This window comes from Aeromonas sp. A600620 (assembly GCF_029479985.1).
Taxonomy (GTDB): Bacteria; Pseudomonadota; Gammaproteobacteria; order Enterobacterales; family Aeromonadaceae; genus Aeromonas; species Aeromonas veronii_A.
Genome location: NZ_JAAKXB010000003.1, coordinates 320,471 through 343,464, shown reverse-complemented (window position 1 = coordinate 343,464; position 22,994 = coordinate 320,471). Strand labels below are relative to the sequence as shown.

Genomic DNA, 22,994 nt, shown 5'->3' with positions numbered 1-22,994 from the left:
CCCGGCATCGGCTAACCGGTGTAATAGAACAGCAGACAAGCAATAAGGATCAGCAGCAGGATCGCCAGATTGACGTGATAGGCATCATCCCTGCGCCGACTGCGCCGCCGCTCCAGCAGCAGTACAGCCAGGGTCAGCAAGCTGCAACCCCACAGGCCATGCACCAACCAGGGAGTGAGTGCGGGATCCCAGTAATCGCGTACCTTGATGCCGCCGTAAACCAGAAAACCATATGCAATCTCCGGCCTAGCATAGTGATAGAGCGCAAGCAGCACGATAAAACCGCACCAGCAGATCAGCACCATTGCTCGCAACAGTCGTGTCAGCCAATCCGGCCCTTGTCGCCGCTCTTTCACTCGCATCTCCTGTCCCGAGGGAACCCTGCTTGGGTGAACCATGCTGAAAACCCCACCAGAGTCCGACATTTTTGCTTGTTTATCAAACCCGCGCGGGTAAGATTGACGGCTTAGTCTGCCATGGTGGGCCATCTGTGCCCGGGCCAGACTCCCTAGTGTTGCAAATAGCGCTGCAAGAACAAGCTGGAGACAATATTTCGATGACGCACGCATCCGTAGTTGATGTGCTGACCGGTAAATATGCGGTTGGCACCACCCTGACTGTACGAGGGTGGATCCGGACTCGCCGTGATTCCAAGGCGGGGATCTCATTTTTGGCCATTTCCGATGGCTCCTGTTTCCATCCGGTACAGGCCGTCGTCCCCAATACCCTGGCCAATTACGAGAATGAAGTGCTGCGTCTGACCACCGCCTGCTCCGTGGAAGTGACTGGCATCATCGCCGAATCCCAGGGCAGCGGCCAGGCTTTCGAACTGCAGGCCACCGATGTGAAGGTCGTCGGCTGGGTCGAAGATCCCGATACCTACCCGATGGCCGCCAAGCGCCACAGCATCGAGTACCTGCGTGAACAGGCTCACCTGCGCCCGCGCACCAACATCGTGGGTGCCGTGACCCGGGTTCGCCACTGCCTGGCGCAAGCTATCCACCGCTTCTTCCACGAAGAGGGCTTTGTCTGGGTTGCGACCCCGCTCATCACCGCCTCTGATACCGAAGGGGCCGGCGAGATGTTCCGTGTCTCTACCCTGGATCTGGAAAACCTGCCGCGTACCGACGCCGGCAAGGTGAACTACAACGAAGATTTCTTCGGCAAAGAGGCCTTCCTGACCGTATCCGGCCAGCTGAACGCCGAAACCTATGCCTGCGCCCTCTCCAAGGTCTATACCTTCGGGCCGACCTTCCGCGCTGAAAACTCCAACACCAGCCGTCACCTGGCCGAGTTCTGGATGGTTGAGCCGGAAGTGGCCTTCAACAATCTGGAAGATAACGCCGCCCTGGCCGAAGCCATGCTGAAGTATGTCTTCAACGCCGTCCTGACCGAACGTCGCGACGATCTGGAGTTCTTTGCCCAGCACGTAGACAAGGATGCCATCGGCCGTCTGGAGCGTTTCGTCGCCTCCGACTTCGCCCAGATTGATTACACAGATGCCATCGAAGTGCTGAAAAACTGCGGCAAGAAGTTCGAGTTCCCGGTCTCCTGGGGCATCGATCTCTCCTCCGAGCACGAACGCTATCTGGCCGAGGAGCACTTCAAGTCTCCGGTGGTGGTGAAGAACTATCCGAAAGATATCAAGGCCTTCTACATGCGCCTCAACGACGACGGCAAGACCGTTGCCGCGATGGACGTACTGGCACCGGGCATCGGCGAGATCATCGGTGGCTCCCAGCGTGAAGAGCGTCTGGAGGTACTGGATGCCCGCCTGGCCGAGATGGGCCTGAAGCAGGAAGATTACTGGTGGTATCGCGATCTGCGCCGCTACGGCACAGTCCCGCACTCCGGCTTCGGTCTGGGCTTCGAGCGTCTGGTGGTTTACGTGACCGGTATGGGCAACGTCCGCGACGTGATCCCGTTCCCGCGAACTCCGCGTACCGCCGAGTTCTGATCAGCGGCATATTGCCACTACATTGCAAAAGCCGTCCTCAGGGTCGGCTTTTTTATTACCCCCGTTATGGGTAATACTCAGAACCAATCGACACAAGGAATGGGTCGTTCATGGGATATCGTCGGCTTCTGACACTCTTGCTGCTCTGGCTCCCCCTGCAATTGCGGGCAGAACCCGTGCACCTGACCACCCTGGAGTGGCCCCCCTATACCAGCCAGCATCTCCCTGATGGTGGCCTTACCGGCCATATCGTCAAGCGTGCATTTGCCGAAGCGGGGCTGGAGGTTCAGTTTGACTTCTACCCCTGGCATCGAGCCATGTTGCTGGCATCCGATCCCGCCCAGCACTACAGCGGCTACTTCCCCAAATACTTCGCCGATGATCTGGATAAACGGTGGCATATTTCCACCAGCGTGGGCAGTAGTGTGCTGGGCATGGCGCAGCAAGCCGGCCCCCCTATCCACTGGCAGCGACTCGAAGATCTCGCTTCCTACCGGATTGGGGTCGTCGCAGGTTATATCAATACCCGTGAATTTGATGCCCTGATGGCCAGCAAGCGCCTCAACACCTTTGCCGTGGACGACGATCACCTCAACCTGCGAAAATTGCAGCGCGACCGGCTCGATCTGGCCGTGATCGACCGGGATGTTTTCTACTGGCTCACCTATCACGATGACAAACTCCACCCCGAACAGCTGCAGTTCAACCCGAAGATCCTCGGGTACAAGAGCCTGCACATCATGTTCCGTCCCGATCAACAGCAACTGCAACAGCGAGTGAACAATGCGCTAGCCAGACTCGATATCAAGCAGCTGAGCGAACAGTATCAGCGTCGCTATCTGCTATCAGCACCCGCCCCCCGATGAGCAGAGTCGCAGAACACCCCATTTGTCAAAAAAGATATCTTTAACCCGTGTTTTTACAGCCTCTTCTCCCCTGACCCGGGCCTTTTTCCACAACTTCCTTACCAACGCATTCCCCATCACAACGCCTCTGGTTGCACTCTGATGGGCTGGCCCCGAGTGATACCACTTGGTGACAAAAATGATGTTTTTGTTAGTACGTGGTTTTTAAGTGGTTTAATCAAAAATTCATCGAGTTATTGAAGTAACTCAATTTTTTCACTTTTTCAGGGGAGCAGAATAGCAACTAACCCTTTCGGGCTAAATAAAACAGACAATGACAATTCATGGTTCAGGCTACCCGCGGCAATATGGGTTGAATCACACGAGGTAACGGAATGATCTTGATGGAATTTTTAGTGGTACTCGGCTGCTTGCTGCTGGGTACCCGCTTTGGGGGCATGGGACTCGGTCTCATCAGTGGTATCGGTCTCTTCCTGCTGACCTTCGTCTTCGGTCTGGTTCCGGGCGAACCGCCTGTTCAGGTAATGCTGACCATTCTGGCGGTGATCGGCTGTGCCGCCACCCTGCAGACTGCCGGTGGCCTTAACCTGATGATGCAAGTGGCCGAGCGTCTGCTGCGCCGTCACCCGCAATACATCACTATCCTGGCGCCGCTCACCACCTGGACCCTCACCTTCCTGTGCGGTACCGGCCACGTGGTCTACACCATGTTCCCCATCATCGCTGACATCGCGCTGCAAAAGAACATCCGTCCCGAGCGCCCGATGGCTGTCGCCTCCGTTGCCTCCCAGATGGCCATCTGCGCCTCCCCGGTCTCCGTTGCTGTGGTCTCCATGGTCTCCATTCTGGCGGCTGGTCACGGTATCGGTCAGGCTTACGGCCTGCTCGACATCCTGATGATCGCCATCCCCTCCTCCCTGACCGGTGTCATCGTGGCAGCCCTGTGGAGCCTGCGTCGCGGCAAGGATCTGGACAAGGACGAAGAGTTCCAGGCCAAGATCAAAGACCCGGAGCAGCGCGCCTTCATCTACGGCGGTGGTGAAACCCTGCTCAACACCAAGTTCCCGAAAGAGGCCTACTGGTCTACCTGGATCTTCTTCGCCGCCATCGCCGCCGTGGTATTGCTCGGTGCCAACGAAGGTCTGCGTCCGGTGTTCACCATCAAGGACAAAACTGGCCCGCTCTCCATGAACCTGGTGATCCAGATGATGATGCTGATCGCCGGTGCCATCATACTGATGCGCTGCAAGGTCAAGCCGGGCGAGATCGCCAACGGTGCCGTCTTCAAGGCGGGTATGGTCGCCATCTTCTCCGTATTCGGGGTGGCATGGATGAGTGAGACCTTCTTCCAGGCTCACATGCCGCTGCTCAAAGAAACCCTGGCCCACGTGGTACAGGCCCAGCCCTGGACCTACGCCCTGGTGCTGTTCCTCATCTCCAAGCTGGTGAACAGCCAAGCCGCAGCCCTCACCGCTATCGCCCCCATGGGTCTGGCGCTGGGTGTCGAGCCCAAGCTGCTGATTGCCTTCCTGCCAGCGAGCTACGGCTACTTCGTGCTGCCGACCTACCCGAGCGATCTGGCCTGTATCGGTTTCGACCGCTCCGGCACCACCCGCATCGGCAAGTTCATCATCAACCACAGCTTCATCATTCCAGGGCTGATCGGGGTGGTGACCTCCTGCTCGCTGGGCTTTATCCTCACCAGCATCCTGCTCTAATCGCAGCGGTGTTTACCACGCTATTGCAATACAGGCCCCCGCTTCGGGGGCCTGCTTTTTTCCAGCTCCGTTACCTCAACCACTTCCCCGCCGCCATTTCCGGACACTATGCCTTTACCTCTGCCCCCGCCGCTGGGTAGCATGCCCCCTCGTTCACCACCGGAATCTCATCCATGTCTCGCGTCATCCTGCTCTGGAGCGGTGGCAAAGATGCCATGCTGGCTCTCTGTCATGCCCGTCAAGCGGGCCATCAGGTGGTGGCACTGGCCACCTTTGCGCCGCCAGAGCCCCGATTTCTCGCTCACCCCTTGCCGCTGGTGCGCCGTCAGGCGGAAGCCCTCGGGCTGCCCCATCTGCTGGTCACCATCGAAGCGCCGTTCGAGCAGAGCTATGAGACGGCGCTGAGCCACTTGCAGCAGGAGTGGAACCTCGACGGGGTAGTGACCGGCGATATCGACAGCGTGGGGGGCGCACCAAACTGGATCCGCGAACGCTGCCGCCCGCTCGGGCTCACCGTCCATACCCCGCTCTGGCAGCAATCTCGCCAAGCCTTGCTGGCGGATATGCTGGCCCGCGGCATCGTCGCCCACCTCTCCTGCATCGATACCCGGGTGCTGGCCCCCGAGTGGACTGGACGCCCCCTCGATGCCGCCACCCTCTGCGAGCTACAACAACTGGCCGAGCGCGAGGGCTTCGATGCCTGCGGCGAGCAGGGGGAGTACCACACCATGGTGACTGACGGCCCGGGCTTTGCCGCCCCGCTGCGCCTCGATGGCTGGCAGGTAGCACGGCAGGATCATCTGGCCTATCTGGCTGAGCCACAGGGGTAACGGCCTCAAGCCATCTGGCGCGCTCGTTCAGGGACGCGCGAAAAATCGAGATAAAAAAAGGGAGGCAACAGCCTCCCGTTTGGAGTGGAGCGGACCAATTTTGAGCGGGCCATGATGACCCGAACAAGGGATAAACCGGCTTATTTCGCCAGCTTGCCCAGCACCCGCTGCAGCAGGCGGATGCGCGGCTCGATGCTGTCCAGCAGCAGGAATTCCGCCTCCGAGTGAAAACCGCCCCCCATGGGGCCGAAACCATCGAGGGACGGCACCCCCGCGGCGGCGGTAAAGTTGGCATCCGAACCGCCACCGGCCTCCAGCCAGTTGAAGGAGATCCCCTCCTCTTTCGCAGCCGCCTCCACCAGCGCCATCACAGCTTCTGTATCGCCGCTCGGGCGCATCGCCGGCTTGAAGGTCTGGCGATCCACCTCGACCCGACAGCCCGCAAGGAAGGGGTTGTTGGCCATAAAGGTGAGCCGCTCGTGCACCGCAGCGGCCTCTTCGTTACTCCAGAAACGCAGATCGACGATTGCCTCGGCAAAGTCGGGCACCACGTTAACGCCGGTGCCGCCCTGTACCACGCCGACGTTCATGGTGGTGCCCGTGGTCATGTTGACCTGCTCGTTAATGGCCAGCACCCAATGAGCGAGTTCTGTGATGGCAGAGACCCCTTCGGTCAGAGCCGAACCGGCATGGGACGCCTTGCCGTGAAAGGTGATGCGGTACTTGGCATTGCCCTTGCGGGCGCTGATGAGATCCCCGTTGGGGCGCGCCGCTTCGGCCACCAGCACGCAGCCGCTCTGTTTGGCCTTCTCCACCAGCCAATCTTTCGACCAGGGGGAGCCAATCTCTTCGTCGCAGTTGCAGCAGACCAGCACCTTGAGCTTGGCCAGCTGCACCGGATCCATCTCTTTAAGTGCATACCAGATAGAGAGCAGGCCACTCTTCATGTCCGAGACACCGGGGCCAAAGGCTTGATTGCCTTCGATTTTCAACGGGCGCTTGGCCGCTGTTCCCTCGGGGAAGACGGTGTCCATGTGGCCCACCAGCATCACGTCGTAGTGAGCGGCACCCGGTGCATTGGTTGCCTCGAGGCAGGGGCCGCACTCGGCAGCAAACTGGTGGCGGGTCACCTGCCAGCCGATGGCCTCATATTTCTCGGTCATGATGTCGGCCACTTTGGCCACCCCGGCCGGGGTGCGAGTACCGCAATCGAGGTTGATGAGCGGGGCCAGATCTGCCAGGTAGGCATCCAGAGAAAAAGCGTTGCGAGAGTCTGTCATTGTCATCTCCTGGGACGGGAGGGCAGGCCTCCCGTCCGACAGCCGAGTGAAAGGGGCGGACAGCTCGTGCCGTCCGCCACCCGCTTACATAAACAGCAGATAGTTGAGGGTCAGCGCCGTCACCAGCGCCCCCGCCATCGGCACGCTGGTGCGTTTGACCACGGTAAAGGGCGACACCTTGGCAATCCCCGCACAAGCGATCAGCACCGCCGCGATGGGAGAGATGGTGCGGCCGATACTGGAAGCGAGCTGCATCGGCAGCAACATGGTCACCGCAGGCACGCCAAACTTGGCCGCCACCGCCGGTGCCAGGGTCGAGAAGCTCAGGAACGCCGCGTTGCCGGAGCCCATGATGACCGCCGCCACCATGATGAGGCCCACCATCACCAGGGTCATCAGGCCGCTGCCGATACCGGCATTGCTGGCAGAGTGCAGCAGGGTATCGATGGCGCCGATGGCCTTGAGAGATTCGGCAAACAGCTCGGCACAGACGATGAGCGCCACCACAGGGCCAAACACCTTGCCCATGCCATCGAGGAAGCTCGACAGCCCCGCGAATGCGGTTCGCACCGAGCGGCTACGCAGCAGCTCGCACAGCATGCCGATAAAGACCGACAGCAGCATGGCCACCTCCACGCTCATCTTGATGTCGCTCACCAGCAGCTTGGAGAAGGTCATCATCAGCACGAAGGGGATTATCGGCAGCAGGGCATACCAGGTGGGCGCCTGCACGCTCTCGGTGCCCTGCTCGTCCAGCTCGGCGTGATCGCCGCGATGGAGCGCAGGATCCCAGCCATCCTTGCGATCGCAGTGACGCTGCCAGAAGAAGTGCAGCACCATGGTCACCAGCAGCATGGGGGCCACCAGCCAGATCTGGTAGTCGACGAAATAGCTGGTCGGATCCATGCCGGATTGACCGGCGGAGAAGATGGCGTTGGTCTGGGTCGGGCCAATTTCAAACGCCTGGGAGGTGGCGATGACACCACAGGCGGAGGCCGGGCTGATGCCGAGGTTGCGCATCACCGGATACATGGTGACCATCAACAACAGGCCAAGGCCGGTGGCGGAGGTGACGAACAGGGAGACAAAGACCGCCACCAGATAACAGATGGCGAGCATCAGGTAGCTGGACTGGATGCCCGCCACCGGCTTGACCGCCACCCGCACCAGCGCCTGAGAGGCCCCGATATGGGACATGTAAGTGGCAAAACCCGCCACCGCCATGATGGTGAGGCCGAGGCCCGCCGCGCGGTAGGAGAAGATCCCCTTGAACACTTCGAACAGGTCGAACAGGGCGAAGCCGGTGCTCTTGTCAGCGGGGAGAATGGGGTGCAGCCCCAACCAGTAGGCCACTGCAAAAATGGCCATGCCCGCCAGCGCCAGCACCGCCTGCGGGTTGTAATCCTTGATGATGCCGTAGACCACGGCGACCAGAACGAGCAAGACGAATAAAAGTTCCAATATTCACTCCTGATAAATTTATCGAGGAGCGAAATCTAGTGATCTGACTACTGTTTGCCTTTGATCCCCATCAATAAAGGTGACGACATTGGGCTTTGACAGCACAATATGTTAGCCAAGTGCCAAATTTTCGTTTTTTCACCCACAGAAAAACCTTTACCATTCTCGGAAAGAGAATTGTGTGACGCGACTCCCCTCTTTTTTGCGTTGGATCAACATATGACGGCGCCGAACTGGCGAAGATGCGCTTCGACATATAGCGACCATTTCGCGCCGGAGAGAGTTATGACAAGCCAAGCCACCGCAGGTGCTTCGACCTGCGACTACAAGCTGTGGGACATCCTCGTCGAGTCTGCAAAGGAACGCACTACCATTCGTTACTCCAAACTGGCCAAGCAGGCCGGGCTGGAGCAGTGCCAGGATGAACTGCGCACCCTGCTGCAACGCATCCGCATGTACTGCACCGAAAACAACCTGCCGATCCTCTCCGCCATCGTGGTGGACGACGTGGGCAAATACACTGGCCTCTCTTCCAGCCTGCCTGATGCACCTTGGGAACGGGCCCGGGTCTTTGACCATGAGTGGACCACCCTGCACTGATTGACATGCTTGATAATGCCGACCAAAACGCGCCCGCTGGCGCGTTTTGGCTATCTGGCGTTTGCCCTTTCTCTTTTTCTCCTGCAATAGTCGATCTTCTCCCGCAATACCCAACCCCATCGGGCACGCCAGCCCCACTGCTTCTGACCTTGTGTTCAAAATCGCCGTTCAGGTGTGACCAGTTCCGGTAAAACCCGCGAGCCTGACCATCGGCGTTGCCATGGGATTGCCACAATGCCAGAATCGGGCCCTTGCACTCTGTTGATTCGGATTTTCGGGCACGGCCACGGCCAGCGCCCACAAGAGAAGGACTCCCCATGGCCATCACCCTCTATGGCATCAAGAACTGCGACACCATCAAGAAAGCCCGCAAGTGGCTGGATGAGGCCGGTATCGACTACCGCTTTCACGACCACCGCGCCGACGGCCTGAACCCGGACGATCTGGACAGCTGGCTGGCAAAACTCGGCTGGGAAGCCCTGCTCAACAGCCGCGGCACCACCTTCCGCGCCCTGCCGGATGAGGCCAAACAGGGGCTCGACACCGCCAAGGCGCGCGCCCTGCTGCTGGAACATCCGGCCATGATCAAGCGCCCGCTGCTCGACCGTGACGGCGAACTGACCCTGGGTTTCAAGGCTGATCACTACCAATCCCTCTTCTCCCGTTAAGGACAACTAAGGACAACTGATGTCGGATGTCATCGCACTGGCCAAGGATCTGATCCGCCGCCCCTCCGTTACCCCCCTCGATGAAGGGTGCCAGACCCTGATGGCGGAGCGCCTAGCCAAGCTCGGGTTTGTCATCGAGCCCATGGTGTTTGAGGACACCACCAACCTCTGGGCACGCCGCGGCAGCGAGGGGCCGCTGTTCTGCTTCGCCGGTCACACCGACGTGGTGCCCGCCGGGCCGCTGGACAAATGGCACACCCCGCCGTTCGAGCCGACCATCAAGGATGGCGTGCTCTATGGGCGCGGCGCCGCCGACATGAAGGGCTCGCTGGCTTCCATGGTGGTGGCGGTCGAGCGCTTCGTCGCCCAGCATCCGGATCACACCGGGTCCATCGCCTTTCTCATCACCTCCGATGAAGAGGGGCCCTTTATCAATGGCACCACCCGGGTGATCGACACCCTGGAGGCCCGCAACGAGAAGATCCGCTGGTGCATCGTCGGCGAGCCCTCCTCTACCGCCGTGGTCGGCGATGTGGTGAAAAATGGCCGCCGCGGCTCCATCACCGGTGATCTGCTGGTGCGCGGGGTGCAGGGCCATGTGGCCTATCCCCATCTGGCGGACAACCCCATTCACAAAGCCGCGCCAGCGCTGGCGGAACTCGCTGCCACCGTGTGGGATGAGGGCAACGCCTACTTCCCCCCCACCAGCTTCCAGATCGCCAACATCTCGGCCGGCACCGGCGCCTCCAACGTCATTCCGGGCGAGCTGCTGGTCCAGTTCAACTTCCGCTTCAGTACCGAACTGACCGACATGGATATCCGTGAGCGGGTCGAAGCGCTGCTGGATAAACATGGCCTCGATTATCAGCTGAGCTGGACCCTCTCCGGCCAGCCGTTCCTCACCGACACCGGCGCGCTGCTCGATGCCGCCGTGGCGGCCATCGAGGCGGTGAACGGTCAGCGACCGGCCCTGCTCACCACCGGCGGCACCTCCGACGGGCGCTTTATCGCCCCCACCGGCGCCGAGGTGATTGAGCTTGGCCCCGTCAATGCCACCATTCACAAGGTGAACGAGTGCGTGAAGGCGGACGATCTGGATCTGCTGGCCAACATGTACCAAGGGGTGCTCGAGAGATTGCTGGCATGACGCAGGAACAACTGCTGGGGCTCGACGAGAGCCACCTTATTCTGGTGGGGCGCGGCCCTCATCGTCTGACCGCCGCCACCGCGGCGGCCTTCAACGACATGCAGGTGGCAGCCGCCTATGAGGGGTTCAACCTCCAGGCGGCCTCCAGCTGGCGCAGCTTCGAGCGCCAGCTCGCCATCTGGAATGGCAAGTGGCGCGGCGAACGGCCACTGCTCGATGCCAACAGCCAGCCCATCGATGCCCTGCAACTAAGCGAGGTGGAGCGGCTGCACGCCATCCTGCGCTGGAGTGCCCTGCCCGGCACCAGCCGCCACCACTGGGGGACCGATCTCGATATCTACGACCCGGACTGCCTGCCCGCCGATACCAAACTGGCACTGGAGCCTTGGGAGTATGAAGCCGGGGGCTGGTTTGCGGATCTCAGCGAGTGGCTCAGCGACCATATGAGCGACTTCGGCTTCTTCCTCCCTTATGCCAAACCGGTCGGGGCAGAGAGCGGGGTAGCCTACGAGCCCTGGCATATCAGCTTCTCGCTGGAGTCCGATGAGCAGCGGCTCGATCCCGCGGCACTGGCGCTTTGTCTGCAACAGGCGGATATTGAAGGCAAGTCGACCATATTGGCCAACCTTGATGAAATTTTGGCCCGTTATGTCACCACCTGTCCTGACGAAAGGAAAATCCCATGAATCTCTGGCTGTGGATAGGGTTGCCGCTGCTGTTCCTGCTCGGGCTGTTTCTCAATGCCATCAAAGACATGAAACGGCTGGAAAAACAGTTACCCAACTACAAGGACAAGATCCGCGAAGTGAAGGATGACGAGGACGACTGAATCCCGCCCCATCCCGTGGGGAGCGCCCTTGTGCTCCCCTCTCCCTCTGCTGTGCCGTTTCGCTTTTCCCCGCCCTTTCCTCCCTGCGCATCCTGAAATCGACGCTCCTTTGACTCCGCTTTCGATAACCCCGTCACTGTCAGAATATGGCGCGGCCATGCTGAAAAAAGGGATGAAAAATGTAAGAAAGTGCAAATTGATGCACAAATAAGCCACACAAGGGGGGCCTAACTGCATATAATGTGCCTACTTTGCACATTACCAGGAAGGAGTTCGCCCTTGGATGCCGCTACCATCAACAGTTTCTTTTTTGTCGCTGCCCTGTTGGTGGGAGCCAGCGTACTGTTGAGCGCCCTCTCTTCCCGCCTCGGTATTCCCATTCTGGTTATCTTCCTCGCCGTCGGCATGCTGGCCGGTGAGGATGGCCCAGGTGGCATCCACTTCGCTGACTACTCCATCGCCTATCTGGTAGGCAACCTGGCGCTTGCCATCATCCTGCTCGACGGCGGCATGCGCACCCGGGTCTCCTCGTTCCGGGTGGCACTCTGGCCTGCCCTGTCGCTGGCGACGGTCGGGGTGGCCATCACCACTGGCCTGACGGGGCTTGCCGCCGCCTGGCTGTTTGACCTCAACCTGATGCAGGGGATGCTGATCGGCGCTATTGTCGGCTCCACCGATGCGGCGGCGGTCTTCTCCCTGCTTGGCGGGCGCAGTCTCAACGAGCGGGTGAGCGCGACGCTGGAGATAGAGTCAGGCAGCAACGACCCCATGGCGGTCTTTCTCACCGTCACCCTGATCGAGGTGCTCGCCACCGCCCAGCAAGGGCTGGATGGGGGCTTCCTGCTGCTGCAACTGGTCAAGCAGTTTGGTCTTGGCGCCGGGATTGGCCTTGGCGGCGGCTGGCTGCTGTGGCGTCTCATCAACACAGCCCGTCTGGCGCCGGGGCTCTATCCGCTGCTCACCGTCAGCGGCGGTCTGCTGATCTTCGCCCTCACCACGGCGGTTGGTGGCAGCGGCATTCTCGCCATCTACCTCACCGGTCTGTTGCTCGGTAACCTCGCCCTGCGCAGCCGCAGCACCACATTGTCGGTGCTGGACGGTCTGACCTGGCTCAGCCAAATCGGCATGTTTCTGGTGCTGGGGCTGCTCGCCTCCCCCCACAAGCTGCTGCCCATCGCCCTGCCCGCGCTGGCGCTGGCGATGTGGATGATCCTGTTTGCCCGCCCGGTGTCGGTCTGGATCGGGCTGCTGCCGTTCAAGAACTTCGCCCCCCGCGAGCGCTGGTTTATCTCCTGGGTTGGCCTGCGCGGCGCCGTGCCCATCATTCTGGCGGTGTTCCCCATGATGGCGGGGCTGCCCAACGCCCAGCTCTACTTCAACGTCGCCTTCTTTGTGGTGCTGGTCTCGCTGATTTTGCAGGGCAGCTCGCTACCGCTGGCCTCAAAACTGGCGCGAGTGGAGGTGCCGGCACCGCCATCGCCCATCAACCGCTCCGGGCTCGAAATCGATCTCGACAGCCAGTGGGAGACCTTCGTCTACCAGCTGGGGGAGGAGAAGTGGTGCATCGGCTCGCCGCTGCGGGACCTGCAGATGCCCACCGGCACCCGGATCTGCGCCCTGTTTCGAGGCCGCGAGCTGCTTCACCCCTCGGGTAGTACCTGTCTGCAGGCCGATGACATCCTTTGCGTCATCGGTCACGAACGTGACCTCCCTGCACTCGGCCAGCTCTTTAGCCAGGCGCCGGAGCAAGATCTCGGCCCCCGCTTCTTCGGTGACTTCCTGCTGGAAGCGGCGGCACGACTGGTGGATCTCGCCCCTCTCTATGGGCTGGATGTGAGCGAGGTGGCGGATCAGACACTGGGCGATTTTATTGCCAACCAGTTGGGCGATAATCTGGTGGTCGGTGACCACATCGAATGGCAGGGCCTGATCTGGACCGTGGCCGAAATGGACGAGAGCGTACCAAGCAAGATCGGGGTGCGCTTTCAGGAAGAGGACCCGGTCTGACCGACCGTCCCGTATCAAGTCCCCAGCAAGAAGGGAGAGAGTTATGCCATATCAAAGTTTGCTGTCCGGCCCCCTGCCCCCCGCTGCCAATCTGGGGGTCATTGAAGGCTTTTTTGGCAAGGGATGGAGCTGGCAGGCCCGCGCCCGCTACGCCCAGTGGCTGCCACGCCACGGTTACGGTTTCTATATCTATGCACCAAAAGAGGATGGCTATCTGCGCAAGCATTGGGCCCTCCCCTGGCCCGAGCAGCAACTGGCCGATCTCGCCGAGCTGGCGCGCCAGTGCCGCGCCAACGGGCTCGCCTTCGGGGTGGGCTTGAGCCCCATGGGGGCTCATCACGACTACGATCGCAAACGCTCGGCGCTGCTTGAGAAAGTGCGCCTCATCGACGAGATGCTCCAGCCCGATATTCTGGCGGTGCTGTTTGACGATATGAAGGGGGATACCCCGGACCTGGCCCGTCACCAGCTCACCATCGCCCACGATATCGCGGCCCACAGCAAGGCAAGCCGCCTCATCTTCTGCCCCAGCTACTACTCGACCGACCCGGTGCTGGAGAAGGTGTTTGGCGCCATGCCTCCCCGCTATCTGGAGGAGCTTGGCGAGCAGCTCGATCGCCGTTTCGAGATCTTCTGGACCGGCCCCAAGGTCTGCTCCAGCGAATATCCGGCCAGTCACCTCAAGCAGGTGAACGAACTGCTCGGCCGCAAGCCCTTCCTGTGGGACAACTACCCGGTTAACGATGGCAGCAAGGCGAGCAGCTACCTGCACCTGCGCGCCTTCGAGAACCGCCCCGCCGAGCTGGCGGAGCTGGTCTCTGGCCACGCGGTCAACCCGATGAAACAGGCGGCGCTGTCGGCCCTGCCCCTCGCTACCCTGCCGATGAGCTACCGACTCGGCAAGCAGTACGACCCCGACAAGGCGCTGCATGCCGCCCTCAACGCCACCTGCGGCCCGCAGATCTCGGCGATGATCGAGGCCGACCTGCCGCTGTTTCAGGATCTGGGGCTGGCACAGCTCACCTCCGAGCAGATTGCCGCTCTCAAGGCGCGCTATCTGCCGTTTCGCGACCAATCCTGCGTCGACGAAATCGTGCGCTGGCTGGACGGGGAGTATGTGTTCGATCCCGACTGCCTGACCGATTAAACCGCCCCTGCGGGGCAGAAAGGAGGTTGTATGGATGCACACCTGCTTTACCAGAATCTGGCGGTGATCGCCGCCTTCTTGCTGATCTACAGCCTGATCGCGGGGCGCTTCGAGTCAAAACTGGTCAACGGCCCCCTGCTCTTTCTGCTGACCGGCTGGTTGCTGGGGCCGGGAGGGCTTGAGCTGCTCTCCCTCTCTATCGACAGCGCCGGCATCAAGCTGCTGGCCGAGCTGACGCTGGTTATCGTGCTGTTCAACGATGCCGCCAACACCAACTGGCAGGTGCTGCTGGCCAACCGCCAGCTGCCCATCCGCCTGCTGCTGATTGGCCTGCCCCTCACCCTGCTTTGTGGCGCCCTGTTTGGCCACTGGATTTTCCCCGACCTACCACTGCTGGAGATGGCGATCCTCTCCACCATTCTTGCGCCCACCGATGCGGCGCTCGGCAAGGCGGTGGTAAGCAACCCCGCGGTGCCTGCACCTGTGCGTGAAGGGCTCAATCAGGAGAGCGGCCTCAACGACGGCATCTGCGTACCGGTGCTGCTTCTGCTGCTGGCCCTTATCGCCCCCACCGAGCAGCACGCAGGCACCGCCACTCTGGCTATCACCCTGATGCTGGAGGAGATCGGCATTGGCCTGCTGGTCGCCTTTGTGCTGACCAGCCTCACCATCCGGCTACTGAAAATCACCTATCTCAACGGCTGGCAACTGCCGCTCTGGCGCCAGCTCACCATGCCGGGGCTGGCCCTGCTCTGCTTTGCACTGGCCCAGACTCTCGGTGGCAGCGGCTTTATCGCCGCCTTTGTCGGCGGTCTCTTTATCGGCCACCGCCTCGGCGAGCACAAGCACGCCTATATGGACAGCTGCGAAGGGTATGGCGACCTGCTCTCCGTGGTGATCTGGATGGTGTTTGGCGCGACCCTGATGCCCATTCTGCCCGAGCTGCTGCACTGGCAATACTGGCTCTATGCCATTGCCAGCCTCACCCTGCTGCGGATGGTGCCGGTCTGGCTGAGCCTCATCGGCACCGGCCTCAAGCCCGAGCTCAAGCTCTTTATCGGCTGGTTCGGGCCGCGGGGCCTTGCCAGCATCGTCTTTGCGGTGATGGTGCTGCAAAACGAGCCCTCCCTGATTGGCCAGCGCCCCATCATCGCCACCGTGCTCTGCACCATCATATTGAGCGTCATCCTGCACGGCCTCACCGCCAACCCCTGGGTCGAGCGTTTCAAGCCTCGCTGAGCCACCCGGCGCCCATAAAAAATGCCACCGATCGGTGGCATTTTTCTTTTGTGGCGAGAGTCACTGACAGCTCTTACCCGAGCGCCAGCCAGACTCCCACCCCCAGCATCAGAGTACCAGCGATGCGGTTCATCAAGGTGACGTTGCCGCTCTTGGCGAGGAAGTGGCGCAGAGTGCGGCCACCGCTTGCGTAGAGCAGCAGGCAGGAGAATTCGATGACCAGGATCAGCGCCACCAGCGCGCCGATCTGCGGCGCCATCGGCTTGTCGGCAGAGATAAAGGGGGGCAGCAAGGAGATCATGAAAGCCCACCCCTTGGGATTGGCGATGGCGGTGACAAAGCCCTGCACCGCCAGCCCCATGGCGCTGGTCTGTTGACCGGCCGAGAGATCCGCCGGAATGGCCATCTTCCCCTTGGCCTGCCACATCTGGATGCCGAGCCACACCAGATAGGCGCCCCCCACATATTTGAAGGCGGCGAAGATCCCCGGATAGTTGAGCATGATGGCAGCGACCCCGATCACCGACAGCACCGAGACCAGGCCGACGCCGATCAGCTCCCCCCACATCATGTGCAGGGTGCGACGCACACCCAGGCTCATCCCCAGCGTCATCGACAGGGTCATGCACATGCCGGGGGTCACCGAGACAAAGAAAAAGGTCGGAATAAACAGAGCCAGAATGGCCGGATCGATCCAGCTGGACACAGCACACCTCCATATGACGAGAGCGAGAAATCACGAAAACGGGACAGGGTTGACGCAACCCGGCCAGTTGTACCACATATTCAGGGGATTAAGCGCTCAATCATGCCTATATGGCGCCTTTCGCACAAGGAAAAACCTTTTCTTCAGCAAATTTCAGCAATAAAAGACTGTGACAGCTCCTGACGTAGATGTGTAATATGTCAGCTCCTCCCATTTCGGATTAGAGCCATTTATGTCATTGAATAATCTATCAATACGTGTCCAGGTCCTGATACCGCTGCTGCTGGCCAGCCTGCTGATGATGGTAATGATCGCCATCAGTAAACAGGGGCTGGACGATGCCATCCGTGACATAGATGAGACGACCCAGAGCGTAGTCCGGCACAAGGACGATATTGCCACATTGATCCACACCACCTACCGGCTGCGCACCAGCGCCATCTATGGCCTCTACGATGCCAAGCTGTTTGCCGCACTGCCCGCGAACCTCAACAGCGCCGAGCAGGAGATCAATGCCATTCTCGGTCGCTTGGTTGTCCCCGGTGCCGAGCAGGATAACCGTCAGGTTGCTGCCGCCCTGCAGGCCTACCTCAGCCACACCCGAAATAATATGCTGCCGTTACTGGCAGAAAAGCATCAGGGAGGTGGCGATCCGGTCGCCTACGAGGCGGCCCGCCTCCATTTCCGCGAACTGGGTGAGCAGCTGATCAAACAGATCGACAGTATGTCCGCCCACATCAACCAATTGATCCAGCAAGAGCTGGCCGAAGAGCAGGCTCACTATGACGCCACCCTGCTACGTACCCTGCTGCTCACCGCTGGTACCCTGCTGGCGGCGCTGATCTGCGGCTGGGTCCTCTCCGGTCGCATCGTCAGCCCCATCGGTCAGCTGCAAGAGGTGATGCACGCCGTGGCGCAAGGGCGCTTCAACGTGCGCGCCAAAGCGGAGGGCAACAACGAGCTGACCCGTCTGGCCAAAGATATCAACCTCACTCTGGGGCAACTTGGTAGCACCATCGAGAACCTGACCGGGATCAGCAACAGCGTCGCCTCCGCCGCCACCGAGCTGGCCGCCGTGATGACCCAGGCTGAAGCCAACGCCCAGCAGCAGCACAGCGAGATCGAACAGGTCGCCTCCGCCGTGACCGAACTCTCCAGCACAGCAGACAACGTCAACCACAACGCCGCCATCGCCGACGAGCTGGCGCGGGATGCCAATGGCCGGGTCGAACAGGGGCTCGCCCTCTTTACCGAAAGCATCGCCGCCAATAGCCGGATGGCAGGCAGTCTGGAAGATGCTGCCGCCATCGTGGCTCAGCTCAAATCCCAGTCCGAGCAGATCGGCAAGGTAATTGAAGTGATCCAGGGGATCTCCGAGCAGACCAACCTGCTGGCGCTCAATGCCGCCATCGAAGCGGCCCGTGCCGGCGAAACGGGTCGTGGTTTTGCGGTGGTGGCCGACGAGGTGAGAATGCTGGCAGCCCGTACCCAGGACTCCACCAAGGAGATCCAGGCCATCATCGAGCGGCTGCAGAGCCAGTCCCAATCCGCCAACAACGGCGTGCAGGAGACCCTGGAGATCCTCGGTCATAACCAACGCCTGTCAGCTCAGGTGCAGGATCTGCTGAGTGGCATTACCGGTGCCGTACGCCAGATCAACGACGCCAACGCCCAGGTCGCCACCGCAGCCGAGGAGCAGTCCTGCGTCACTGCCGACATCAATCGCAACATCACCAATATTCACGAGATCGTGAGCCAGAGTTCCGCCGGCATCAGCCAGAGCGCCAGTGCCAGCAACGAACTCTCCCAGCTCGCCGAGCAGCAACGCAAACAGCTGGCCCAATTCCAGCTGTAAGCGCACGACGTGAACCAGACAAAAAGGCCCGCAAGGGCCTTTCTTGTTGATGGAGCAATGGCTTTGTCTCTGTTTTAAACGCCATTTTTTGGCCGTTGGTGCCATAAGGGGCTGGGCTGCCCTGTCAAATATCGGTATGGTAGAGGCACGTTACTCCCCCCTCACGTGAGCACACCATGAGCCTGAGATTCAAGAAACCCGCTTTTATCGCCCTGGGGCTCATCGCCCTCATTTCCGCCGCCTGGCTCGACTACTACCTGCCGGAGCACACCATCGCCACCATCACCGGGGTGGAGGTGAAGCGCACCGACAAGGATGGCCCCATCAGCCAGAAGAACCCGGCTGACGGCCCCACCACCGACGTCTATTACATCTACACCGAGCGCCCCGGCGAGAAGATCCGGGTGTTTCGCAATGAAGATACCGAGTGGGGCTGGCCCTTCTACTTCAAGTTCAACGCCGCCGACGTCCAGGCCAAGGCCAAGTCCATGGAGTTCGAGAAACGCCTGGCCATCATTACCTCCTACGGATGGCGCGTGAACATGTTCTCCATGTTCCCCAACGTCACCAAGATTGAGAGTACCGAGCCTGACGCCTCCACCTGGAGCTTCTTCCGCTGGTTCTGGTTCGGCCTCTGGGCGCTGGTGATGGGCAAAGCCGCCATCGCGACCTGGCGCTACTTCGATCGCCTCGAGGACGAGCTATGAGTGAGCCGAGCAAGACCCGCACCAGCTTCTACCGGCGGCTCTACGTGGCCTGGCTGATCAGCCAGGGCACAGATACGGTGCCTGCCATTATGGAGGCGACCGGCATGCCGCGCCGCACAGCGCAGGATACCCTGAGCGCGCTGGCCGAGCTCGACATCAGCTGCGCCTTCGAGCAGACCGAGGGGGCTCGCCACCTGCAGGGACACTACCGCATCAGCGACTGGGGCCCCATCAACCCAGCGTGGATCAAGGCTCAACTGCCGCTTATCAAAGAGACTTTGAGCTATCCCTGAAATGATGTCGAGTCAGGCCTGCGACTGGGGAACCTATTGCAATCCGGCATGGATCAAGGCCCAGCTGCCTCTTATCAAGGAGACGCTGAGCTATCCCTGATCAGGGCGCTAAGCAACAATAAAAAAGAGGGGCCAGCCGGCAAGGCTGGCCCCTCTATTTCAGGCCGATAGCATGACAGGTAGTCCTACTCAGGCATGGCCGAATCCTCAAGTTCCCCATCAGACTCGCCGCGGGTGCAATCGATGATGGAGCGCTTGGGGTTGTTGGGATCGCGCAAAAGCAGAGGGGCTGAGCCCTCGTCATGCTTCTGCTCGTCGCCAAACTCGCTGCCGTAGGCGTTGTGGGTCAAGCGGCGGGCATTGGCGATGGGGGTATCGACAAACAGGGCGTGCACTTCGAAGCTGGAAGCGGGCACGATAAAGCCGACCACCGGCAGGCCGTGCAGCTCCTCGTGCACCTTGTACCAGGCAAAGCCGTCGCTCACCTTGTAGGGGGTGTAGTTGGCCAGTTGTAGATTGGCGGGCCTGCCCGTCTCATCCACATAGAGATCGGTAAATTCACAGGTCGCCAGCCCCTGCCACATCCGCTCGAATGGCGTTGCACACCCTGTCAGTTGCAACCCGGCCAGCAGCACCAAGCCTCTCTTCCACATTCCCCGCCCCTTCTTGCAAAAATGAACCGGCGCTCAGTCAAACGCCCGCAGCCGCGTCACCAGCAGATCGATAAAGCCCGGACGATCCAGCCCCAACAATACCAGCGTATTGGCTGGCTTGCCGGTCAGACCATAACGATCCACCACCGTCATCCCCACGGTATGCTCCCCGCTGGTCTCGATATCGACCCGGCACTCGACCCCATGGAACAGCTCGGGAGCCAGCAACCAGGCAATGGTACAGGGGTCGTGGAGCGGTGCACCAGCAAATCCCCACTTGGGATCCCGGTGGTAAATCATGAAAAAGTCGAGCAGCCTGGCCACGCACTGGGCCACCGGATTGGTGATGGCGCGCACCCGCTCGATATCCTCGTCCATCACCTGCGCCTCATGAGTCACATCGAGGCCACACATGGTAATTGGGATGCCCGACTTAAAGACCATATCGGCCGCTTCCGGGTCCACATAAATATTGAATTCCGCCGCAGGCGTCCAGTTGCCAGCCCCTGCGGCGCCCCCCATCAATACGATGCGGGCAATCTTGGGTTTGAGCTCGGGATGAGCCGCCAGCAGCAGGGCGATATTGGTCATCGGCCCAGTCGGCACCAGAGTCACGGGCTCCGGGCTCTCGCGCAGGCACTTAGCCATCAATTCAAGCCCAGTCATGGCCTGCGGCGCAAAGGCAGGATCAGGCAGTTTGGGGCCATCGAGCCCAGATTCGCCATGGACGTTGTCGGCAATGATCAGCTCGCGGGCCAGTGGTTTCGGCGCCCCGGCCGCCACCGGAATATCGTCCCGTCCCAGCAGGGTGAGAATGCGCAGGGCATTGTTGAGGGTCTTGTCCGGCGTCTGGTTGCCCGCGCTGGTGGTAACCGCCAACACCTTCAGTTCAGGGCTGGCCAGCGCCAGAATCAGGGCGATGGCGTCGTCGTGGCCGGGATCACAATCGAGAATAACGGGCAGTGCCATGGGATGAGTCCTTACAACATAACAGGGAGCCATACCTTAACAAGCAAGCCTCGGATGAACTCGGGAAGGGGTCACAAAACGGGGCCTTGTTGCTGACCTGGGCGGTTTGCACTGTACACCGCCTCGCTCAACACGGCTCATTATCAATAGGTTGCATGACGTCATTCCGTTCATTTTCCGAGGCTGCGCACCACCCATTCGCCCGGCCGAGCCGGTTCGGGTATGATCGCACCCCGTTTCCAGCCTGTGCCACCTATGTCCGTTATCGTCGACACCTTTATCGCCCCGCCCTGCAAGGCCGCCATCGAGATCCTGTTCGAGGATGAACACCTGCTGCTCATCAACAAGCCAAGCGGCCTGCTGAGTCTGTCGGGCAAAAATCCGCAGAATCTCGACTCGGTTCATTATCGACTGGTGCAGGATTTCCCCGGCTGCACCCTGGTGCATCGCCTAGATTTTGGCACCTCAGGCATCATGGTGGTCGCCAGAAAAAAGGCCATCAATGCCCTGCTCTGCCAGCAGTTCAGCCAGCGGGCGGTGAGCAAAGCCTACAGCGCCCTGCTCTGCGGTCATCTGATTGACGACGAAGGAGTTATCGACGCCCCCATCGCCAAGGATCCGGCCCTCTTTCCGCTGATGAAGATTTGCGCCGCCAGTGGCAAACCCGCCCGCTCCCGCTATCAGGTGATTGAGCTGCTGGAGTTGCAGATGCAGGGGCAGACCGTGCCTTTGACCCGGGTACGACTGCTGCCGGAGACCGGCCGAACCCATCAGCTGCGGATCCACAGCGAGCTGCTGGGCCACCCCATCCTCGGCTGCGATCTCTATGGTGGCCTGCTGCCACCTGGCTGCGAGCAAGCACCGCGGCTGATGCTCCATGCCAGCGAGCTGGATTTTGTACATCCGGTGAGCGGTGAGCCGATGCAGATCCGCTGTGCCGCCCCTTTTTAGAGGCAATGGGTAGAGGCCGTCAGTAGATGGCAATAAACGCGAGTTTGGCGGGATCAGTGAAAGGCGTGACGGGAGAGGAAAAGCGGTAAACGGTGGATAAAGATAGGGGCCGCGCTTTCGCAACGGCCCCCACCCCCCACTCGGTACTCTTTGTTACAAAGAGGGCTATCAGATCAGCTTGCGGGCAGCGCCCAGTACGATCTTGATGGCATCAGATTCGGTCTTCGCCATGGTCTCGGCGTTCGGGATCTCTTGCTGGGTACGGTTGACGATAACGCCAGCCACCATACCAGCACGCAGGCCCTGGCTGGAGCACATGGTCAGCAGGGTTGCAGATTCCATCTCATAGTTCAGCACACCCATGGCTTGCCACTCTTTCATGGAACCTTGGAAACGGCTCACTACGCGGCCGGATACGGTATCGTAACGCTCCTGACCCGGGTAGAAGGTGTCAGAGGAGGCAGTCACACCGATGTGCAGCTTGGAGCCCATCTCTTTGGCGGTATTCACCAGTGCGGTGGTGCAGTCGAAGTCGGCAACAGCCGGGAACTCCATCGGTGCGAAGTGCAGGCTGGCACCGTCGAGGCGCACGGAACCGGTGGTCACGATCACGTCACCCACGTTCAAGTGCGGCTGGATGGCGCCAGTGGTGCCGATACGCAGGAAGGTGCGGATGCCCAGCTGGGCCAGCTCTTCTACCGCGATGGAGGTGGATGGGCCACCGATACCGGTAGAGCAGATGATCACGGCCTTGCCGTCCATCTCGCCGCGCCAGGTAGTGAATTCACGATGGCTGGCCAGGTGCACCGGGTTATCCAACAGCTCTGCGATACGCTTCACGCGCTCGGGGTCACCGGGGACGATCGCCAGGGTGGCGCCTTGCAGATCCGCTTTCTTCAAACCCAAGTGAAATACATCAGACATATTGGACTCCTGGTTGCCCCCTGCCAGCATGGTCAGGGCACAAGTTAAGATGATTCTTTATGATACTTTCAAGCCTTTACCCCCCTCTTCGGGGAGGCGCCAACTATGGTCGAAAGCGCTTTCCAATTCCTTGAAGCGCCTCACACTTCCACGCATTGACAGTGACAAACATTGCGCAAAACGTTTG

At 60.6% G+C, this 22,994-nt stretch carries 23 protein-coding genes; 16 read left to right on the top strand and 7 right to left on the bottom strand.

Annotated elements, in window-relative coordinates; translation table 11 throughout:
- Positions 1 to 11 precede the first annotated feature (11 nt).
- Positions 12 to 362, bottom strand: a complete 351-nt coding sequence (locus tag G5533_RS06570; RefSeq protein WP_216979128.1) for a hypothetical protein — start codon at positions 360 to 362, stop codon at positions 12 to 14.
- A gap of 194 nt (positions 363 to 556) precedes the next feature.
- Between G5533_RS06570 and asnS the strand changes: the two genes are divergently transcribed.
- The 4 genes from asnS (at position 557) to G5533_RS06550 (ending at position 5,371) form a co-directional block, all read left to right on the top strand.
- Complete coding sequence (gene asnS, locus G5533_RS06565; RefSeq protein ID WP_421255303.1) at positions 557 to 1,957, top strand: asparagine--tRNA ligase; 1,401 nt, start codon at positions 557 to 559, stop codon at positions 1,955 to 1,957.
- 110 nt (positions 1,958 to 2,067) lie between these two features.
- Positions 2,068 to 2,823, top strand: a complete 756-nt coding sequence (locus G5533_RS06560; protein ID WP_216979130.1) for a substrate-binding periplasmic protein — start codon at positions 2,068 to 2,070, stop codon at positions 2,821 to 2,823.
- Positions 2,824 to 3,197: 374 nt separating this feature from the next.
- Positions 3,198 to 4,541, top strand: a complete 1,344-nt coding sequence (locus G5533_RS06555) for an anaerobic C4-dicarboxylate transporter (RefSeq protein ID WP_005337916.1) — start codon at positions 3,198 to 3,200, stop codon at positions 4,539 to 4,541.
- A gap of 173 nt (positions 4,542 to 4,714) precedes the next feature.
- The gene (locus G5533_RS06550) at positions 4,715 to 5,371 is read left to right on the top strand and encodes an adenine nucleotide alpha hydrolase (protein WP_216954205.1); all 657 of its coding nucleotides are present in this window, start codon (positions 4,715 to 4,717) and stop codon (positions 5,369 to 5,371) included.
- A gap of 140 nt (positions 5,372 to 5,511) precedes the next feature.
- On the opposite strand, the gene G5533_RS06545 is transcribed toward G5533_RS06550, so the two are convergent.
- Positions 5,512 to 6,651 (bottom strand): M20 family metallopeptidase, encoded by a 1,140-nt coding sequence (locus G5533_RS06545; protein ID WP_216954207.1) that lies wholly within the window; start codon positions 6,649 to 6,651, stop codon positions 5,512 to 5,514.
- Positions 6,652 to 6,735: 84 nt separating this feature from the next.
- Positions 6,736 to 8,112 (bottom strand): C4-dicarboxylate transporter DcuC, encoded by a 1,377-nt coding sequence (gene dcuC, locus G5533_RS06540; protein WP_216954209.1) that lies wholly within the window; start codon positions 8,110 to 8,112, stop codon positions 6,736 to 6,738.
- 285 nt (positions 8,113 to 8,397) lie between these two features.
- Between dcuC and G5533_RS06535 the strand changes: the two genes are divergently transcribed.
- The 8 genes from G5533_RS06535 (at position 8,398) to G5533_RS06500 (ending at position 15,749) form a co-directional block, all read left to right on the top strand.
- The gene (locus tag G5533_RS06535; RefSeq protein ID WP_005337929.1) at positions 8,398 to 8,712 is read left to right on the top strand and encodes a hypothetical protein; all 315 of its coding nucleotides are present in this window, start codon (positions 8,398 to 8,400) and stop codon (positions 8,710 to 8,712) included.
- 317 nt (positions 8,713 to 9,029) lie between these two features.
- Entirely contained in the window at positions 9,030 to 9,380 is a 351-nt protein-coding gene (locus tag G5533_RS06530) for an ArsC family reductase (RefSeq protein ID WP_005337930.1), read from the top strand.
- Positions 9,381 to 9,399: 19 nt separating this feature from the next.
- Positions 9,400 to 10,527 carry a succinyl-diaminopimelate desuccinylase gene (gene dapE / locus G5533_RS06525; protein ID WP_441254621.1) on the top strand — a complete coding sequence of 376 codons (1,128 nt, stop codon included), beginning with the start codon at positions 9,400 to 9,402 and terminating at the stop codon, positions 10,525 to 10,527.
- A complete protein-coding gene (locus G5533_RS06520) occupies positions 10,524 to 11,213 on the top strand; it encodes a M15 family metallopeptidase (RefSeq protein WP_058058024.1) in 690 nt (229 codons plus the stop codon). The genes dapE and G5533_RS06520 overlap by 4 nt, the downstream gene beginning before the upstream one ends.
- Positions 11,210 to 11,356: a hypothetical protein gene (locus G5533_RS06515; protein WP_005337933.1), complete on the top strand. Its 147-nt coding sequence runs from the start codon at positions 11,210 to 11,212 to the stop codon at positions 11,354 to 11,356. Before G5533_RS06520 ends, G5533_RS06515 begins: the two co-directional genes overlap by 4 nt.
- Positions 11,357 to 11,635: 279 nt before the next feature.
- Positions 11,636 to 13,363, top strand: coding sequence for a potassium/proton antiporter (locus G5533_RS06510; RefSeq protein ID WP_416014498.1), 1,728 nt, complete (start codon positions 11,636 to 11,638; stop codon positions 13,361 to 13,363).
- A gap of 43 nt (positions 13,364 to 13,406) precedes the next feature.
- On the top strand, positions 13,407 to 14,510 hold the full coding sequence (locus G5533_RS06505; protein WP_042053967.1) for a beta-N-acetylglucosaminidase domain-containing protein: 1,104 nt from the start codon (positions 13,407 to 13,409) through the stop codon (positions 14,508 to 14,510).
- A gap of 30 nt (positions 14,511 to 14,540) precedes the next feature.
- Positions 14,541 to 15,749, top strand: a complete 1,209-nt coding sequence (locus tag G5533_RS06500; RefSeq protein ID WP_441254620.1) for a cation:proton antiporter — start codon at positions 14,541 to 14,543, stop codon at positions 15,747 to 15,749.
- Between the two features lie 73 nt (positions 15,750 to 15,822).
- On the opposite strand, the gene G5533_RS06495 is transcribed toward G5533_RS06500, so the two are convergent.
- Complete coding sequence (locus G5533_RS06495) at positions 15,823 to 16,455, bottom strand: LysE family translocator (RefSeq protein ID WP_040066050.1); 633 nt, start codon at positions 16,453 to 16,455, stop codon at positions 15,823 to 15,825.
- Between the two features lie 232 nt (positions 16,456 to 16,687).
- Here G5533_RS06495 and G5533_RS06490 point away from each other — a divergent pair, with 232 nt between their 5' ends.
- From G5533_RS06490 to G5533_RS06480, 3 genes are all read left to right on the top strand, one after another.
- Entirely contained in the window at positions 16,688 to 18,310 is a 1,623-nt protein-coding gene (locus G5533_RS06490; RefSeq protein ID WP_421255299.1) for a methyl-accepting chemotaxis protein, read from the top strand.
- 176 nt (positions 18,311 to 18,486) lie between these two features.
- Complete coding sequence (locus tag G5533_RS06485; protein ID WP_005350438.1) at positions 18,487 to 19,017, top strand: DUF1523 family protein; 531 nt, start codon at positions 18,487 to 18,489, stop codon at positions 19,015 to 19,017.
- Positions 19,014 to 19,310 carry a winged helix-turn-helix domain-containing protein gene (locus tag G5533_RS06480; protein ID WP_005344341.1) on the top strand — a complete coding sequence of 99 codons (297 nt, stop codon included), beginning with the start codon at positions 19,014 to 19,016 and terminating at the stop codon, positions 19,308 to 19,310. Before G5533_RS06485 ends, G5533_RS06480 begins: the two co-directional genes overlap by 4 nt.
- 185 nt (positions 19,311 to 19,495) lie before the next feature.
- Here the strand turns inward: G5533_RS06480 and G5533_RS06475 are convergent, their stop codons facing one another.
- Both G5533_RS06475 and rihA read right to left on the bottom strand, forming a co-directional pair.
- Entirely contained in the window at positions 19,496 to 19,963 is a 468-nt protein-coding gene (locus G5533_RS06475; protein WP_005350434.1) for a hypothetical protein, read from the bottom strand.
- Positions 19,964 to 19,996: 33 nt separating this feature from the next.
- The gene (gene rihA / locus G5533_RS06470) at positions 19,997 to 20,932 is read right to left on the bottom strand and encodes a pyrimidine-specific ribonucleoside hydrolase RihA (RefSeq protein ID WP_421255298.1); all 936 of its coding nucleotides are present in this window, start codon (positions 20,930 to 20,932) and stop codon (positions 19,997 to 19,999) included.
- Positions 20,933 to 21,154: 222 nt separating this feature from the next.
- Between rihA and G5533_RS06465 the strand changes: the two genes are divergently transcribed.
- Positions 21,155 to 21,883: an RluA family pseudouridine synthase gene (locus G5533_RS06465; RefSeq protein ID WP_441254619.1), complete on the top strand. Its 729-nt coding sequence runs from the start codon at positions 21,155 to 21,157 to the stop codon at positions 21,881 to 21,883.
- A gap of 168 nt (positions 21,884 to 22,051) precedes the next feature.
- Here the strand turns inward: G5533_RS06465 and udp are convergent, their stop codons facing one another.
- Entirely contained in the window at positions 22,052 to 22,807 is a 756-nt protein-coding gene (gene udp / locus G5533_RS06460; RefSeq protein ID WP_005337975.1) for a uridine phosphorylase, read from the bottom strand.
- Between the last annotated feature and the right edge of the window lie 187 nt (positions 22,808 to 22,994).

What these genes read in the sequence shown, in the direction of transcription:
- G5533_RS06515 (WP_005337933.1), top strand. Translation starts at nt 11,210, where the DNA reads ATGAATCTCTGGCTGTGGATAGGGTTGCCGCTGCTGTTCCTGCTCGGG.
- G5533_RS06535 (WP_005337929.1), top strand. Translation starts at nt 8,398, where the DNA reads ATGACAAGCCAAGCCACCGCAGGTGCTTCGACCTGCGACTACAAGCTG.
- G5533_RS06570 (WP_216979128.1), bottom strand. Translation starts at nt 362, where the DNA reads ATGCGAGTGAAAGAGCGGCGACAAGGGCCGGATTGGCTGACACGACTG.
- G5533_RS06560 (WP_216979130.1), top strand. Translation starts at nt 2,068, where the DNA reads ATGGGATATCGTCGGCTTCTGACACTCTTGCTGCTCTGGCTCCCCCTG.
- G5533_RS06500 (WP_441254620.1), top strand. Translation starts at nt 14,541, where the DNA reads ATGGATGCACACCTGCTTTACCAGAATCTGGCGGTGATCGCCGCCTTC.
- G5533_RS06520 (WP_058058024.1), top strand. Translation starts at nt 10,524, where the DNA reads ATGACGCAGGAACAACTGCTGGGGCTCGACGAGAGCCACCTTATTCTG.
- rihA (WP_421255298.1), bottom strand. Translation starts at nt 20,932, where the DNA reads ATGGCACTGCCCGTTATTCTCGATTGTGATCCCGGCCACGACGACGCC.
- G5533_RS06480 (WP_005344341.1), top strand. Translation starts at nt 19,014, where the DNA reads ATGAGTGAGCCGAGCAAGACCCGCACCAGCTTCTACCGGCGGCTCTAC.
- G5533_RS06555 (WP_005337916.1), top strand. Translation starts at nt 3,198, where the DNA reads ATGATCTTGATGGAATTTTTAGTGGTACTCGGCTGCTTGCTGCTGGGT.
- G5533_RS06505 (WP_042053967.1), top strand. Translation starts at nt 13,407, where the DNA reads ATGCCATATCAAAGTTTGCTGTCCGGCCCCCTGCCCCCCGCTGCCAAT.
- dapE (WP_441254621.1), top strand. Translation starts at nt 9,400, where the DNA reads ATGTCGGATGTCATCGCACTGGCCAAGGATCTGATCCGCCGCCCCTCC.
- udp (WP_005337975.1), bottom strand. Translation starts at nt 22,807, where the DNA reads ATGTCTGATGTATTTCACTTGGGTTTGAAGAAAGCGGATCTGCAAGGC.
- G5533_RS06530 (WP_005337930.1), top strand. Translation starts at nt 9,030, where the DNA reads ATGGCCATCACCCTCTATGGCATCAAGAACTGCGACACCATCAAGAAA.
- G5533_RS06475 (WP_005350434.1), bottom strand. Translation starts at nt 19,963, where the DNA reads ATGTGGAAGAGAGGCTTGGTGCTGCTGGCCGGGTTGCAACTGACAGGG.
- G5533_RS06550 (WP_216954205.1), top strand. Translation starts at nt 4,715, where the DNA reads ATGTCTCGCGTCATCCTGCTCTGGAGCGGTGGCAAAGATGCCATGCTG.
- asnS (WP_421255303.1), top strand. Translation starts at nt 557, where the DNA reads ATGACGCACGCATCCGTAGTTGATGTGCTGACCGGTAAATATGCGGTT.
- G5533_RS06545 (WP_216954207.1), bottom strand. Translation starts at nt 6,651, where the DNA reads ATGACAGACTCTCGCAACGCTTTTTCTCTGGATGCCTACCTGGCAGAT.
- G5533_RS06465 (WP_441254619.1), top strand. Translation starts at nt 21,155, where the DNA reads ATGATCGCACCCCGTTTCCAGCCTGTGCCACCTATGTCCGTTATCGTC.
- G5533_RS06490 (WP_421255299.1), top strand. Translation starts at nt 16,688, where the DNA reads ATGTCATTGAATAATCTATCAATACGTGTCCAGGTCCTGATACCGCTG.
- G5533_RS06485 (WP_005350438.1), top strand. Translation starts at nt 18,487, where the DNA reads ATGAGCCTGAGATTCAAGAAACCCGCTTTTATCGCCCTGGGGCTCATC.